The sequence below is a fragment of the Bradyrhizobium huanghuaihaiense genome (genome assembly GCF_025200885.1).
In the GTDB taxonomy this organism is placed as follows: Bacteria; Pseudomonadota; Alphaproteobacteria; order Rhizobiales; family Xanthobacteraceae; genus Bradyrhizobium; species Bradyrhizobium huanghuaihaiense.
On the sequence record NZ_CP104172.1, the window covers coordinates 5,641,537 to 5,657,197 of the forward strand.

General features: G+C 64.9%; 10 protein-coding genes. 6 read left to right on the forward strand and 4 right to left on the reverse strand.

The annotated features are described in order from the left end of the window. Nucleotides 1-99 precede the first annotated feature (99 nt). Genes N2603_RS27160 through N2603_RS27180 form a run of 5 tightly spaced genes read left to right on the forward strand, consistent with a single transcriptional unit; the run spans nucleotide 100 to nucleotide 4,337 of the window. Complete coding sequence (locus N2603_RS27160) at nucleotides 100-387, forward strand: acyl carrier protein (protein WP_007592476.1); 288 nt, start codon at nucleotides 100-102, stop codon at nucleotides 385-387. Between the two features lie 10 nt (nucleotides 388-397). After that, nucleotides 398-868, forward strand: a complete 471-nt coding sequence (locus N2603_RS27165; RefSeq protein WP_018645554.1) for a 3-hydroxyacyl-ACP dehydratase FabZ family protein — start codon at nucleotides 398-400, stop codon at nucleotides 866-868. Beyond that, nucleotides 865-2,070, forward strand: a complete 1,206-nt coding sequence (locus N2603_RS27170; protein ID WP_260384551.1) for a beta-ketoacyl-ACP synthase — start codon at nucleotides 865-867, stop codon at nucleotides 2,068-2,070. The genes N2603_RS27165 and N2603_RS27170 overlap by 4 nt, the downstream gene beginning before the upstream one ends. A 48-nt stretch (nucleotides 2,071-2,118) precedes the next feature. Then, on the forward strand, nucleotides 2,119-3,396 hold the full coding sequence (locus N2603_RS27175) for a beta-ketoacyl-ACP synthase (RefSeq protein ID WP_018645552.1): 1,278 nt from the start codon (nucleotides 2,119-2,121) through the stop codon (nucleotides 3,394-3,396). 8 nt (nucleotides 3,397-3,404) lie between these two features. Beyond that, nucleotides 3,405-4,337, forward strand: a complete 933-nt coding sequence (locus N2603_RS27180; protein WP_260384552.1) for a lipid A biosynthesis lauroyl acyltransferase — start codon at nucleotides 3,405-3,407, stop codon at nucleotides 4,335-4,337. Nucleotides 4,338-4,340: 3 nt separating this feature from the next. Here N2603_RS27180 and N2603_RS27185 read toward each other — a convergent pair whose 3' ends face one another. Next, the gene (locus N2603_RS27185) at nucleotides 4,341-6,068 is read right to left on the reverse strand and encodes a winged helix-turn-helix domain-containing protein (protein WP_260384553.1); all 1,728 of its coding nucleotides are present in this window, start codon (nucleotides 6,066-6,068) and stop codon (nucleotides 4,341-4,343) included. A 217-nt stretch (nucleotides 6,069-6,285) separates the two neighbouring features. On the opposite strand from N2603_RS27185, the gene N2603_RS27190 reads away from it, so the two are divergent. Then, nucleotides 6,286-12,456, forward strand: a complete 6,171-nt coding sequence (locus N2603_RS27190) for an autotransporter-associated beta strand repeat-containing protein (protein WP_260384554.1) — start codon at nucleotides 6,286-6,288, stop codon at nucleotides 12,454-12,456. Nucleotides 12,457-12,778: 322 nt separating this feature from the next. On the opposite strand, the gene N2603_RS27195 is transcribed toward N2603_RS27190, so the two are convergent. From N2603_RS27195 to N2603_RS27205, 3 genes are read right to left on the reverse strand one after another with little or no spacing between them, the layout of a single operon-like run. Then, on the reverse strand, nucleotides 12,779-13,891 hold the full coding sequence (locus N2603_RS27195; protein WP_260384555.1) for a polyamine ABC transporter substrate-binding protein: 1,113 nt from the start codon (nucleotides 13,889-13,891) through the stop codon (nucleotides 12,779-12,781). Between the two features lie 6 nt (nucleotides 13,892-13,897). After that, nucleotides 13,898-15,076 carry an aminotransferase gene (locus N2603_RS27200; RefSeq protein ID WP_260424266.1) on the reverse strand — a complete coding sequence of 393 codons (1,179 nt, stop codon included), beginning with the start codon at nucleotides 15,074-15,076 and terminating at the stop codon, nucleotides 13,898-13,900. 21 nt (nucleotides 15,077-15,097) lie between these two features. Further along, entirely contained in the window at nucleotides 15,098-15,424 is a 327-nt protein-coding gene (locus N2603_RS27205; RefSeq protein WP_247276830.1) for a rhodanese-like domain-containing protein, read from the reverse strand. Nucleotides 15,425-15,661: the final 237 nt, after the last annotated feature.

Genomic DNA, 15,661 nt, shown 5'->3' on the forward strand with positions numbered 1-15,661 from the left:
CAGAGGGGGGTTTGAGGGCGTCATCAGGGGCGCGATGCCCTCCCATCGCGCCACTCTGGAAAATCTGACAAATATCCGCAATATATCAAAGGCTTAGTGATGTCTTCCACATTCGATCAGGTCGCCACGATCATCGCTGAAACCTGCGACATCCCGCGCGACACGATCACGCCGGATAGCCATGCCATCGATGACCTCGGCATCGACAGCCTCGATTTTCTCGATATCGCCTTCGCGATCGACAAGCAGTTCGGCATCAAGCTGCCGCTGGAAAAGTGGACCCAGGAGGTCAACGACGGCAAGGCGACCACCGAACAATATTTCGTGCTGAAGAATCTGTGCGCGCGCATCGACGAGCTGGTTGCCGCCAAGGGCGCGAGCGCCTAATCGGGCGGTCATGCAACTCGAATACTTCCACATGATCGATCGAATCGTCGACCTCAACGTCGACGAGAAGAAGATCGTCGTCGAAGCCCAGGTTCCGAAGGAAAGCACCGTCTTCGAGGGGCACTTTCCGGGCTATCCCTTGATGCCCGGCGTGCTCCTGATCGAATCGATGGCGCAGGCCTCGGGCTGGCTTCAGCTCGGCGTGTTCAAGTTCGAGCGCATGCCGATCCTTGCCGCCGTGAAGGAAGGCAAGGTCCGCGGCTCGGTGTTCCCCGGCGATCTCATGAGCATCGAGGCGAGCCTCACCTACGAGGGGTCGGGCTATGCCATGACCGAAGCCAAGATCCGGGTCGGCGGCAAGCTGCGGGCCAATTCCGCGCTGACCTTCACGCTGATCCCCTTCCCCAATGCGGACATGCGCGGGTACATGGCGAAAGTCGCCGAGCGCGTCGGCTTTCCGCAACAGGCCGTATCGCCATGACTGACACCGCTTCGAAGCCCGGCCAGACGGAAGTCTGGATCACCGGCATTGGCCTTGCCACCTCGCTCGGCGAAGGCCTGGACGCCAACTGGGCCGCGCTCCAGGAAAAGCGCATCAATGTCGACGAGAAGGGCTTTGCGCCCTACGTCGTGCATCCCCTGATGCCTGTGACCTTCGACAGCCAGATTCCGAAGAAGGGCGACCAGCGCCAGATGGAAGCCTGGCAGCGCATCGGCACCTACGCGGCCGGGCTCGCGCTCGACTCCGCCGGGATCAAGGGCAACAAGGACATCCTGTCGAAGATCGACATGGTGGTCGCCGCCGGCGGCGGTGAGCGCGACCTCAACGTCGACACCGGCGTGCTCACGGCCGAAGCCAAGGGCGCCAACGCGCCCGGCTTTCTCAACGAGCGCCTGATGAGCGATCTGAGGCCGACGCTGTTCCTGGCCCAGCTCTCCAACCTGCTCGCCGGCAACATCGCCATCGTGCACGGCCTTGGCGGCACCTCGCGCACCTTCATGGGCGAAGAGGTCGCTGGCGCCGATGCCGCCCGCATCGCGCTTGCGCGCATCGCCTCGGGCGAGAGCGACATTGCCCTCGTCGGCGGCTCGCACAATGGCGAGCGCAAGGACTTGCTCGTCCTCTACGAATTCGGTGACTTCAACCTGAGGGACAAGTTCGCCCCCGTCTGGGCGCGCGAGGACCATGCCGGCTTCGCGCTCGGCTCGGCCGGTGCGTTCCTGGTGCTGGAGTCGAAGGCCCACGCCGAAGCGCGCGGCGCAAAGCCCTATGCGAAGCTGTCGAGCGTCGTTGCCGATCTCGCCCGCCGCAAGCAGCCCGGCGACATGGCCGCAACGCTGGAGAAGCTCTGGGCCAAGCTGCCCAAGCGCGAGGGCAAGGGCGCGATCATCACGGGCGCGACCGGCGCGGAGCCTGCGACCTCGGAAGAGCGCGGCTTCCTGAAGGGCCATGCCGATTTCCCGGTGCGCTCGACCGGCACGATGTTCGGTCACACCATGGAGACGCAATTCCCGCTCGGCATTGCGCTCGCGGCGCTGTCGATCTCGCGCGGCGCGCTGTTCCCGCCGAACGATTCGACCGGAACCGAGATTGAAATGCAGGGGGCGCCCACCCAGATTGTGGTGGTGGGGGCCGGACACTGGCGCGGCGAAGGCATGGCGCTGGTCGAGGCTGTCGGCTGAAGCGCGTTGCGCTTCGGCTGAATGCTCTAGCTCTATCGGGGGATCGACATGACTGCACCACGCGACAAATTCGGGCGTCCCGTCGTCGTCGTCACCGGCATGGGCATCATGACCTCGCTCGGCGCCGGCAAGGCCGACAATTGGGCCAAGCTCGTGGCCGGCGAATCCGGCATCCGCACCATCACGCGCTTTCCGGTCGAGGGTCTGAAGACCACGATGGCCGGCACCGTCGATTTCGTCAGCGTCGATCCGTTCTCCTCCACGGCCCTGTCCGAACGGATGGCGGAGCTCGTCACGCAGGAAGCGCTGGAGCAGGCCGGCATCGGCGCCAAGGCCGACTTCCCGGGCCCACTCTTCCTCGCGGTCGCGCCGGTCGAGGTCGAATGGCCGCAGCGCCGTGAGCTCGGCCGCGCCGTCGGCACGCAGGACTTCAACTATGACGATCTGCTGCGCATCTCCGGCGGCGGCAAGTACAGCGCCTATCACCACCGCTTCATGTTCGGTTCGGTCGCAGCTCACCTTGCCGAGACCTTCGGCACCAAGGGCTCGCCGATCTCGCTGTCGACGGCGTGCGCCTCAGGCGCGACCTCGATCCAGCTCGGCGTCGAGGCGATCCGCCGCGGCGAGACCGACGCGGCGCTGTGCGTCGCGACCGACGGCACGGTGAATCCCGAAGCGCTGGTGCGCTTCTCGCTGCTCTCGGCACTGTCGACCCAGAACGATCCGCCGCAGGCGGCCTCCCGCCCCTTCTCCAAGAACCGCGACGGCTTCGTCATGGCCGAGGGCGCTGGCGCGCTGGTGCTGGAGAGCTACGAGGCAGCAACCGCGCGCGGAGCAAAAATCCTCGGCGTGATCGCCGGCTGCGGCGAGCTCACCGATTCCTTCCATCGCACCCGCTCGTCTCCCGATGGCAAGCCGATCATCGGCTGCATGAACAAGACGCTGGCCGATGCCGGCATGACGCCGGACCAGATCGACCACATCAACGCGCACGGCACCGCGACGCCCGAGAACGACAAGATGGAGTTCAACACGACATCGGCCGTGTTCGGCGATCTCGCGCAGAAGATTCCGGTCACCTCCAACAAGTCGATGGTCGGCCACACCATCTCGGCCGCGGGCGCGGTCGAGGCGATCTTCTCGCTGCTCACGCTCGAGCACCAGCGCATCCCGCCGACGATCAACTACGAGACCCCGGATCCCACGATCCTGTTCGACGTCGTCGGCAACAAGGCGCGCGATGCCCGCGTCACCGCCGTGATGTCGAACTCGTTCGGCTTCGGCGGCCAGAACGCGTCGCTGATCCTGACCCGCGAACCGGCCTGACCGGACGCATGGCGCTGATTTCTATCAGCACGAAGATTCGCGCGCGGAATGCAGCCAAGTCGATCAGCGGAGCCCTGATCGGCGCCGCCACGGTCGGCATGCTGCGCACCACGCGCTATTTCGATCCGGTCAAGACCTCGGACTTCTTCGCACGCTTCGTGAAGACGATCGGGCCGCGCCTGCGCGAGCACCGCATCGGCCGCGCCAATCTCACCGCGGCCTTTCCGGAGAAGTCGCCCGAAGAGATCGAAAACATCCTGATGGGCGTGTGGGACAATCTCGGCCGCGTCGGCGCCGAGTTCGCCCACATGGACCATGTCTGGGATTACGACCGCGAGCATCCGGAAAAGAGCCGGATCGAACTATCGGCGCGCTGCGTCGAGCTGTTCGACCAGATCCGCGACGACGGCAAGCCGGCGCTGATCTTTGCAGCGCATCTGGCCAACTGGGAATTGCCGGCGCTCGCCGCCGTCGCGCACGGGCTGGACGCTGCGATCCTCTATCGCCGCCCGAACATCGCCTCCGCCGACCGCATCATCCAGGAGATGCGCCAGGTCAACATGGGCACGCTGATCCCGGCCGGCCGCGACGCGCCGCTGCGGCTCGCGCAGGCGCTGAAGGACGGCAAGCATGTCGCCATGCTGATCGACCAGTACCTGACCGGCGGCGTCGAGGTCACCTTCTTCGGCCGCAAGACCCGCGCCAACCCGATGCTGGCCCGCCTCTTGCGCCAGGTCGAATGCCCGATCCACGGCGTCCGCATCATCCGCCTGCCCGGCGGCCGCTTCCGCGGCGAGCTCACCGAAGAGATCAAGCCGGTGCGCGACGCCGACGGCAAGATCGACATCCAGGGCACGACCCAGGCGATCACCAGCGTGGTGGAAAGCTGGGTGCGCGAGCATCCCGAGCAGTGGCTCTGGCTGCATCGCAGGTGGCGGTAGGGCTTACTGCTCCGGCAATCCCGCATCAACCATGGACTGAACGACGCGATCCGATGCGGCGAGGAACACCGGGCTCGCATTCATCCTCGGCGGCGAGACGTTTTGTCTGTTCGTCCCGGGCCGCAGCTTGAGGCCCTGCTCGATCGCCGCCTTCGCCTCCTCGCTCCGTCCCGCGCGGTGATAGGCCGCCGCAAGCAGCATGTGAGAACGGCCTGACGCCGACGTGATCGCGATCGAGCGCTGCAGCCACGGCAGCGCCTCTTCGCCCTGCCCCTTCAAGAGCGTCGCCCAGCCCGCACCGAGCAGCCAGGTCCAGCGCGAGGACGGCGGCGTGTCGTAGCGATCGGCCTGGCGGAATGTCGCCAGCGCGTCGTCGAAGCGACCGAGATGGATCTGCCCGAGGCCGATCAGATAGAGCGCAGGGCCATTCCACGGATCGAAGCTGAGCGCCTTGGCGCAGGTCACGAGGCTTTCGACGAAATGATTGGTCGCGCTAAGGAAGCGGCAATAGGCCTCCAGCACCGGAATCGAATTCGGCTTCGACCGCAACGCCTGCTCGAGCGTCGCATTGGCTTTCGCCTCGACCGCAGCGGCCTCCTCCGGGCTGAACCAGACCATCTGGATGCCGCGCAGCTGCAGCGACGACAGTGCAACCGCGATGTCGAGATTGTCGGGATCGTCCTCGAGCGCTTTTTGCAGCATGCTCTGCGCCATGCCGAAGCGCTCGCGCGTGGTCTGGTTGATCGATGCAATGGCCTGCTCGATCGCGACCTTATCGCCGCCGGCCGACGCCCCGCGCGTGCGGAATGACGGCGCGCTCGGCTCCAGCGTGTCGTTGAGGCGCCGCGCGAGCACATGGCCGACGCCGGCGACGAGACGTGACTGTTGAAGCTGCGCGTCCGCTTCATCCGCGCTGACCGAGGCGGCGACGACCGACTGAACCTCGCCGGTGCCCGCCCTGATGATCCGCGCCCGCAGCGTCCATGACTGATCGCTGTGATGTAGCTCGCCGCGAATTTCGTAGTCCGACGCCGCCGCCGGCGCACTGGCTTTCTCGACACCTGCAACTGCCGAAGAGCGCGGCGCCACCACGCTGACGTTCTGGATCCTGGCAAAGCCATCGGTGAGACGGCTAGTGACCTCGGCCGCCATCATCGCGCCGCGCGGGTCGTTGCTTGCGTCAACGATCGGCATCACGGCGAGACGCGGCGGCGCCCGCCTGAACAGCAGCTCCGGCTTCCACACCGGCACAGCCACGGCAAACCCGAGGATCATGGCACAGAGCCCGGCCCCCGCGGCGATCCCTACGCGCCGGCGCAGCCCCCGAAGGAGAGGCCGAGGAGACAAGGGCGCGGCTACGGCCTCGGTCGGCGGCGCGGGTTCAGCTTTCACCGGCTCGGCCAACGGAAGCTCCAGGGCGGCGCCCTGTTCGGCCGCAACCTCGGCCGCAAGCAAATAGCCGCCGCCGGAGGCGAGCTTGATCAACTGCCGCCGCTCGTCGCCAAGCGCGGTGCGCAGCTCGCGGATGCACTGGAACAGGCTGTCCTCACCGACATGCACGTTCGGCCAGACCGCCTCCATCAGCTCCTGCTTGGTCAGGACCCGGCCACCGCTGGTCGCGAAAAGCCGCAGCATTTCGAAAGTCTTGGGCCGGAGCTTGATCGCAACCCCATCAGCCCCGCGCACCTCGGCGCGCTGCTGGTCCAGCTCGAAGCCGGCGAAACGAAGCACCCTATCCCCCAAAGCGTCTCCCCAGGCGGCTCATATAGCGGATGTCTGTCGAAAATGACCGAAAAACGGGTCTGAAGCCGAAATATCAGAAATCTTCAGAAATCCTCGTCCGCCTTATCAGGACACCACCCCCGGCCCAATGAGAAAAATTCGGCCGGAGACAGACTCGCGAACACATGCCGGGGGAAGTGTGAGGACGGGAAGAGATCGTGTCCGGGTGACCCACCCGTTGCGGGCTGCGCTGATGACCTCGACGGCGCTGGCCTTGGCCTGGACGTTGCCGGCGACGCCCGCGCGCGCGCAGGATGCGACGTGGCTCGCCTCCCCGGGGTCAAATATCTACAACACCGGCACCAACTGGAGTCCCAGTTCGGTGCCGACAGGCACTGCGTATTTCGGCACATCGAGCCAGACGAACCTGTCGTTGGCGACCGCAGTCGCCGTCGGCCGGTGGTATTTTGATGTAGGCGCTTCGTCCTACACCTTCAACATCGGCAACTCGAGTGGGCTCTCGTTCACCGGCAACGGCATCGTTGTTTGGGGAGGCGGCGCCACCATCAATAACAACGGCGGCTCCGTGAGTTTCTATAACTCCAGCGTCAGCGGCGCCGCCACCATCAACAACAGCGGTTTGCTGTCCTTCTGGGATATGAGCGCGGCGGGAGGCACCATCAACAACAACAACATCCTGTCGTTCTACGGCAACAGTTTCAGCGCCGCCACGATCATCAACAACCACTTCATGGCGTTCCAGGAGACCAGCTTTGCCGGCGCTGGGACCTTCATCACCAACAATGGCAATCTGTGGTTCAAAAACCAGGCCACCGGCGGCACCGGCTCCTTCGTCAATAGCGCCGGCGCTCACATCGACTTCGAAGCCAGCAGTTCGGCCGAAAGCGCCACCATCGCCAACTCCGGCAGCCTGTACTTTTCCAGCACCAGCACTGCCGGCAGCGCATCCATCACCAACGCCGCCGCCGCCTACATGAATTTCAACAACAGCAGCTCGGCCGGCAATGCCACCATCACCAACAACAGCGACCTGATCTTCTCCAGCGTCACCACTGCCGGCAGCGCATCCGTCACCAATAACAGCCAACTGTACTTCAACGACGCCAGTACAGCCGGTAGCGCCTCCATAATCAACAATGCGGGCGCCTATCTAACTTTCAGGGCCAGCAGCTCGGCCGATGGTGCCTCCATCACCAATAACGCCGGCGCTACCGTGAATTTCAACAACAGCGGCTCGGCGGGCAGCGCCAGCATCACCAATAACGGCCTGCTGTACTTCAACGATACCAGTACGGCCGGTAGCGCCGCTATCACCAACAGCGCCGGCGCTACCGTGAATTTCAACAACACCAGTGCGGCCGGCAACGCCGCCATCATCAACGACGGCATCGTCGACTTCTCGCCGGGCCTCGGCCCGAACAGCGACAACAAGCAGAGCGTCGGCTCGATTGCCGGCGCCGGCCAATATTTCCTCGGCGCCAACGAATTGACTGTCGGCTCCAACAACCTGTCGACCACAGTCACCGGCGGGATCGCAGATGGCGGTTCTGCTGGCGGCACCGGCGGCTCGCTGGTCAAGGTTGGGACCGGCGTGCTGGCACTGGCAGGAACCAACACCTACACCGGGGGTACCACGATCACGGCAGGCACTTTGCAGCTCGGCGATGGCGGGACGACCGGCTCGGTTGTCGGCAATATCGTCGACAACGGCGTGCTCGCCTTCAACCGCAGCGACGCGGTCACCTTCTCCAACGTTATATCCGGCAGCGGTGCCGTGCAGCAGATCGGTTCGGGCACAACGATCCTGACCGCAGATATGAGCTATACGGGCGGCACCACGATTACGGCCGGCACTTTGCAGATCGGCAATGGCGGGACCGCCGGCTGGATCCTCGGCAATGTCGTCAACGACGGCGTGCTCGCCTTCAACCGCAGCGACACGATCACCTTCGCCGGCGATATTTCCGGCAGCGGTGCCGTGAAGAAGATGGGCTCGAACACCACGATCCTGACGGGAGCCAACAGCTACGCAGGCATCACCACGATCGCGGCCGGCACCTTGCAGATCGGCAATGGCGGGACGACCGGCTCGCTCGCCGGCAATGTCGTCAACGACGGCGTTCTCACCATCAACCGCAGTGATGCGGTCACCCTGCCCGGCGATATTTCCGGCAGCGGTTCCCTGCGGCAGGTCGGTTCGGGCACCACGATCCTGACCGGCAACAACAGCTACACGGGCGGCACCACGATCGCGGCCGGCACCCTTCAGATTGGCAGTGGCGGGACCAGCGGCTCCATCGTCGGCGATATCGCCAATGACGGCGTGCTCGCCTTCAACCGCAGCAACACGCTCACGCTGGCCGTCAATATTTCCGGCAGCGGTTCCGTGCGGCAAATCGGTTCTGGCACCACGATCCTGACGGGGACGAACACCTATAGCGGCGATACGACCGTCTCCGGCGGCCGGTTGCAGTTCGGCGACGGCAGCGCAGGCGTCAGCACCAATCTGGCCGGCAACATCAACGTGACAGGCGGCACGCTGGCGATCCAGGCGCCGGCGACCCTGAACGTCGCGCAGACCGTGACCTTCGGCAACAACACCGCACTCTCCATCGTCGCGGGCACGAACAGCCCCACCCTGTCCGCCGACGGCATCACGATCGGCAGCGGCGTTGCATTCAACGTCAGCGGCATCAGCGATGCGAGCCAGCTCGACAAGGTGCTGATCGACACACGATCGGGGATCAGCGGCGACTTCGCCAACGTCACCATTGGCGGCTTCAGCGGTACGGTGGACTACCTCACGATGTCCGTCCGCAAATCGGCCGACGGCCTGCAATACCTCGCCAGCTACGGATTGAGCTGGACGGCAGGCAACTCCCTCGCCCACGGCACCTTCACGCTGACCAACGCGACCGACACCTTCACTCTCGGCGTGACGCTGACCGATCAGGCGGCGAACGCTGCCACCGGCTGGGATGGCAAATCGCTCACCAAGGCCGGCGCCGGCACGCTCATCCTGACCGGACACAACACTTATAGCGGCGGCACGACGGTGTCGGGCGGCACGCTCCAGATCGGCAACAGCGGTGCGACCGGCTCCATCCTGGGGACGGTCACCGTCAACAGCGGGGCCACATTCGAGCTCGTCAACGCTGACATGAGCGGCGTCACGAACCTCGCGAATAGCGGGCTCACAAACTTTCGCAACAGCGTCAGTGCCGGCAACGCCAGCATCGCCAATACCGGTCAGTTGACTTTCTACGACACCAGTACTGCCGGCACCGCCACCATCACCAACGGCGGCAACCTGACGTTCAACAATTCGAGCAGCGCAGGGAGCGCCACGATCGCCAACAACTCCAATCTCTATTTCTGGCACACCGCATCGGCCGGCAGCGCCTTGATCGACAATCTGGGCACGACAAACTTCAACGACACCAGTTCGGCCGGCACCGCGACGATCAACAATCTGTCCGGGGCCACCCTGGCCTTCAATGGTTCGAGCACAGCCAGCGGCGCCAACATATCCAACAGCGCCAATCTGAACTTCAACAATTCGGCCTCGGCCGGCAGTGCAGCCATCACCAATACAGGCACGCTCGAATTCAGGGACGTCGCCACGGCAGCCAATGCCCAGATCACCACGACCGGCACGACGAATTTCAGAAACGCCAGCTCGGCCGGCAATGCGACGCTCACCGTCACCGGCAGCTACTACAGCGACCTCACCTTCTACGATACGAGCACGGCCGGCAGCGCCACGATCAACGTCAGCACTGCCAACCTCTATTTCCGGGACTCGAGCACCGCCGGCAGCGCGAACATCGTCAATGACGGCAAGATCATAACCTGGAACAGCGCCACGCTGGGCAACGCCACCATCACTAATAACACGCTCCTTGATGTGTACGGCAGCAGCTCGGCCGGCAACGCGACGATCACCAACAACCGTTGGATCTACTTCGATGACAGCGCGACGGCTGGAACCGCCACGATCCTCAATAATTACAGCCTGAACTTCTGGAGCAACTCCAGCGCCGGCAGCGCACACATCACCAACGCCGCGGCCGGCACGCTTGAGATCGTCAACAGCGCCACCCTGGCCAACGCGACGGTCATCAACAGCGGCCAGATGAGTTTCTGGGGCGGCAACGTCGGCGACATTCCCACGGCCGGTCACGCGACCATCACCAACAATGCCAGCGGCACGATCGAATTCCGCAACAGCAGCACCGCAGGCAGCGCCACGGTCATCAACGACGGCCAGATGCGGTTTACGAGCCAATCCACGGCCGGAAGCGCCACCATCACCAACAACAGCCAGCTGACCTTCGACACGAACACCACGGCGGGCAGTGCCGTCATCAGAAACAGCGGCCATGTGCTGTTCGACGGCAACTCCACCCCGGGCGACGCGCAACTGATCAACAACACCTCAGGCGCCGTCTTCGACCTGTCGATGAGCCCGGGGCCGAACAGCGACAACAAGCTCACCGCCGGCTCGCTCGCCGGCGGCGGCACCTTCTATCTCGGCGGCAAGGAGTTGACGGTCGGCAGCAGCAACCTGTCCACCACCGTCACCGGCGCTCTCGCGGACGGCGGATCCGGTGGCTACACAGGGGCTTCGCTGGTGAAGACGGGCACCGGACGCCTGACGCTCTCGGGCGTCAACACCTACACCGGCGCCACGATCGTGGACGGTGGCACGCTGGCGGTGAACGGCTCGATTGCGTCCTCCAGCAGCCTCACCGTGAACAGCGGCGGCACGCTCGGCGGCACCGGCGCGGTCGGCACCACGACGATTGCGAGCGGCGGCACGCTGGCGCCGGGCAATTCGATCGGCACGCTCACCGTCAGCGGCAACCTCGCCTTCAGTGCCGGCAGCTTCTACAGAGTCGAGGTCTCCACGACAGCCGCCGACCGGACCAATGTCTCGGGCATCGCGACGCTGAGCGGCGCCACCGTGCAGGCGGTGGCGATTCCCGGCAGCTTCCGCAGCCAGACCTACACCATTCTCAACGCGACCGGCGGCTTTGGCGGAACGCAGTTCGCCGGGCTGAGCGTCACCGGCAGCTTCAGCCCCACCCGCAATCCGCATCTCACCTACGACCTCAACAACGTCTACCTCGTGCTCGATCCCGGCGCGATCGTGCTGCCGGCGGGCACCGGCGCCAACCAGAGCAACGTCGCCGGCGCCATCAACGGAGCCGTCGCGAGCGGCGCGACGCCGCCGGCCGGGTTCGATGCGCTGCTCAACATGGGCCAGCCGCAGCTGAACCGCGGGCTCAGCCAGGTCTCCGGCCAGCCCGGCGCCGCCGGCACGCAAGCCGCGTTCAATGCCACGCAGCAGTTCGTGGGCATGCTTGATCCGCTTGGCGGCGGCGGCTCGGACGGCGAGCGCGGCGGCACCGTCGGCGACGGCGGGACGCTGGGCTATGCTTCCACCGCACCAAACGACCCCAGGGTGCGCGAGGCCTACGCCGCCGTATCACCCCGCGATGTGAGCGGCGATGTCATCGACCGGCGCTGGGGCGTGTGGGCCTCTGCTTACGGCGGCGCCAGCACGCTGAACGGCAACACTGCGGCCGGCTCGAGCACCACCACCAGTCGTATCTACGGCACCGTGGTCGGCGCCGACTATCGCGTCTCGCCGAACACCCTGCTCGGCTTCGCGCTCGGCGGCGCCGGGTACAACTTTGCGCTGTCCGACAGTCTCGGCAGCGGCCGTGCCGACCTGTTCCAGGCCGGTCTCTATGCCCGCCACAATTTTGGACCGGCCTATCTCTCGGCAGCGCTGGCCTATGGCTGGCAGGACGTCACCACCGACCGCACCGTGACGGTGTCTGGCACCGACAAGCTCACCGCCAATTTCAAGGCCAGCACCTTCTCGGGCCGGCTGGAAGGCGGCTGGCGCTTCGCATCGATCCCCGCCTCCAGCTTCGGCGTGACGCCCTACGCGGCCGCACAAGTCACGACCTTCCACCTCCCCGGCTACGGCGAGACCACGATCGTCGGCAGCAACCAGTTCGCGCTGTCCTACACCGCGCAGGACACCACGAATGTCCGCACCGAGCTCGGCGCCCGCACCGACCAGCGCTTCCTCGTCAATGACGGCGTGCTCACGCTGCGCGGCCGGCTCGCCTGGGCCCACGATTCCAACACCAACCGCCTCGTCAGCGCCGCCTTCCAGACGCTGCCGGGCGCGGCCTTCACCGTCAACGGCGCGCAACCGGCGGCCGACTCTGCACTCGTCGGTGGTCGCGCCGAGATGAAATGGAGGAATGGTCTGTCGCTCGCCGGCACGGTCGAGGGCGAGTTCTCGCAGAGCACACAGACCTACACGGGCAAGGGCACGGTGCGTTATGAGTGGTGAGTGGGGCCCTGCTCTCGCGCTGCTGCGCAAAGAGCGGTGTTTGGACCTGATGGCCACGATGCCATTCTGCCAGTGTTTTGCCCGACGAGTCAAAGAACTGGAGGCCGATGACGTTGCGAGCGTGCGGCCTGCATAGCGCTTCATTTTGCACCGCGCGCGCGGTGCCTCAGGTCGTTGCGCCTGCGCGTCGATTAAACCAAGCCGCACCGCGACTTGGGCACCGCCAGAGCCGGCACCACGCCGATGGCGGTTCTACTGTGCATGGGGTTGTTCTTCAGAAAATGATTTAACGGGATCGATCCACGGCACGATCGCGGAGCGCCTACCGTCCCGTCTTCACCTTCGTCCACAGCCGGTTGATGATCCGCTGGGTCGCCGGCTCGCGCGCGGTGATGACGAACAGTTTTGAAAGCGTCGCCTCGTCCGGATAGATGTTCTTGTCATCAAGGATTTTCGGATCGACCAGTTTCTGGCTGGCGAGGTTGCCGTTGGCGTAGGACAAAAAGTCCGAGTTCTTGGCGGCGACGTCCGGACGGTAGAGATAGTTGATCAGCTCGTAGGCTTCCGCGACGTTCTTGGCATCCGCGGGGATCGCGAGATTGTCGAAGAACATCTGCGCGCCCTCCTTCGGAATGGTGTACCCGATCTCGATACCGCTCTTGGCTTCGGCGGCACGGGCGCGGGCCTGCATGATGTCGCCGGACCAGCCGACCACGAAGCAGATCTCGCCGGTCGCCAGCGCGCTCAGATATTCGGACGAGTGAAACTTGCGCACGGATGGCCGGACTTTTGCGACGACGTCGGCGGCCTTCTCCAGGTCCGCCTGCTTGGTCGAGTTCGGATCGAGCCCGATATAGCTCAGCGCCGCCGGAAAGATGTCGTCGGCGGAGTCGAGCATGTGCACGCCGCAATCTCTAAATTTTGCCAGGTTCTCCGGCTTGAAGACGATGTCCCAGCTGTCGATCTTGGCGTCGGGCCCGAGGATCGCCTTCACCTTGGCGACGTTGTAGCCGATGCCCGTCGTGCCCCACATGTAGTTGGCGGCGTAGACGTTGCCGGGGTCGTAGATGCCGAGCCGCGCGGTCACCACCGGCCACGCATTGGCGAGGTTCGGCAGCTTCGCCTTGTCGAGCTTCTGGAAGATGTTCGCCTTGATCTGGCGCTGCAGGAAATAGGCCGTGGGCACCACGACGTCATAGCCGGACTTGCCGGCCATCAGGCGCGTCTCCAGCGTCTCGTTGGCGTCGAAGGTGTCGTAGACCACCTTGATGCCGGTCTCCTTGGTGAAGGCCTCCAGAACATCCGGCGCCATGTAGTTGGACCAGTTGTAGAAGTTGACGACGCGCTCCTCCGCCCCGGCGGGAGGCGAAAGCAACGTCAGCGCTGCGGCGATTGCAAGACCGAGGCGAAACCCCGCGCGGCTGACGTTCGTCATTTCTGTCTACCTCTTGCGTCCACGCACCGCGTCCGACAGCCGCTCCAGTGCGGTGTCGAGCGTCTGGTCCTTCTTGGCGAAGCAGAAGCGCACCACCGAGGTCACGGGGTCCTGCTCGTAGAACGCCGAGACCGGGATCGCCGCGACCTTGTAGTCCTTCACGATGCGCCAGCAGAACTCGGTGTCGCTCTCGTTGAGCCCGAGCGGCGACAGGTCGACGGTGAGGAAGTAGGTGCCTTGCGACTTCAGCACGGGGAAGCCGAGGCTCTCGAGCCCCTTGGTCAGGCGGTCCCTGCTCCGCGTCAGGTCTTTGCGCATCGACAGGAAGTAGTCGTCCGACTTGCCGAGGCCGTAGGCGACGGCGGCTTGCAGGTTCGGCGCGGTTGTGAAGGTCAGGAACTGGTGCACCTTGGCCGCGACGCGCAACAGCTGTGGCGCGGCGCAGACGAAGCCGATCTTCCAGCCCGTCAGCGAGAAGATCTTGCCGGCCGAGCCGACCTTGATGGTGCGCTCGCGCATGCCGGGGATGGTGATCAGCGGGATGTGCTCGTGCTCGTCGAAGGTGACGTGCTCCCAGACCTCGTCGCAGATCGCGATGACGTCAAACTCCTGGCAGTAGCGCGCGAGCAGTTCCACGTCCTCCCGCGGATAGACCACCGCGGACGGATTCAGAGGATTGTTGAACAGCACCGCCTTGGTCTTTGAATTGAAGACGCTTTTCAGCATGTCCTCATTCAGCCGCCAGTGCGGCGGCTCCAGGCGCACCAGGCGCGGAATGCCGCCGGCCTGGCGGATGATCGGCAGATAGGAATCATAGACCGGCTGGAAGCAGACCACCTCGTCGCCGGGCTGGACCACCGCGAGGATCGCCGAGGTCAGCGCCTCGGTGCCGCCGGAGGTGACCATCACCTCGCTCATCGGATCGAGCTTGAGGCCGTGCCAGTGACCGTAATGGGTCGCGATCGCCTGGCGCAGCTCCGGCAGACCCATCATCGAGGGATACTGGTTGTAGCCGTTCAGCGAGGCCTCGGCCGCGGCGCGGCGGATGTCCTCGGGGCCGGGATCGTCAGGGAAGCCCTGGCCGAGATTGATGGCGGCATTGTCGCGCGCGGCCTGCGACATCGCCTCGAAGATGGTGACGGGAAGGTCGGCGAAGACCTTGTTCAGGGACGAGCTCTTGGACATCTTGTTAGACATTGGGGCCGATCAGCCACCAACCTTGCTGGGAAGACCCGCCGCCTTCCAGCCGAGCATACCGCCGGCCAGATGCTTGTCGTAAGGCAGGCCCGCCGCCTGCGCCGCCAGCGAGGCGGTCACCGAGCGCTTGCCCGAACGGCAGGCGAACACGACCTGCTTACCTTCCGGATCGGGGATCGCCTTGGGATCGAAGGTCGAGAGCGGAACCACAACGCCGTAGGGATAGGCCTCGGCCTCGACCTCATTCGGCTCACGGACGTCGACGAGCAGATAGCGCCCTTCCGCAACACCCTTGGAGACCTCGTCCGGGGTCAGATCCTGTACCTGGTTTGCCACTTCATCCTCCAACGTCGCGGGCTGCAAGCCGGGCGATCCCGGCGCGCGGCAACCTCGCCTCTCGGGAAGCGAAAATCAAGCGCCACAAAGGCTTGAGCTGCGCGGCGCAAGTTAAAGCTAAATCGCAGCGACTTGAAGTGCAGCTTTCGGGGCCCATACTCGATGTCATTCCCCGCGACCCGGCTACGCCAAGGCTTTGCCGGGGTTGAGGTCCCAGGGGCGCCGAAGCTTTAGCGC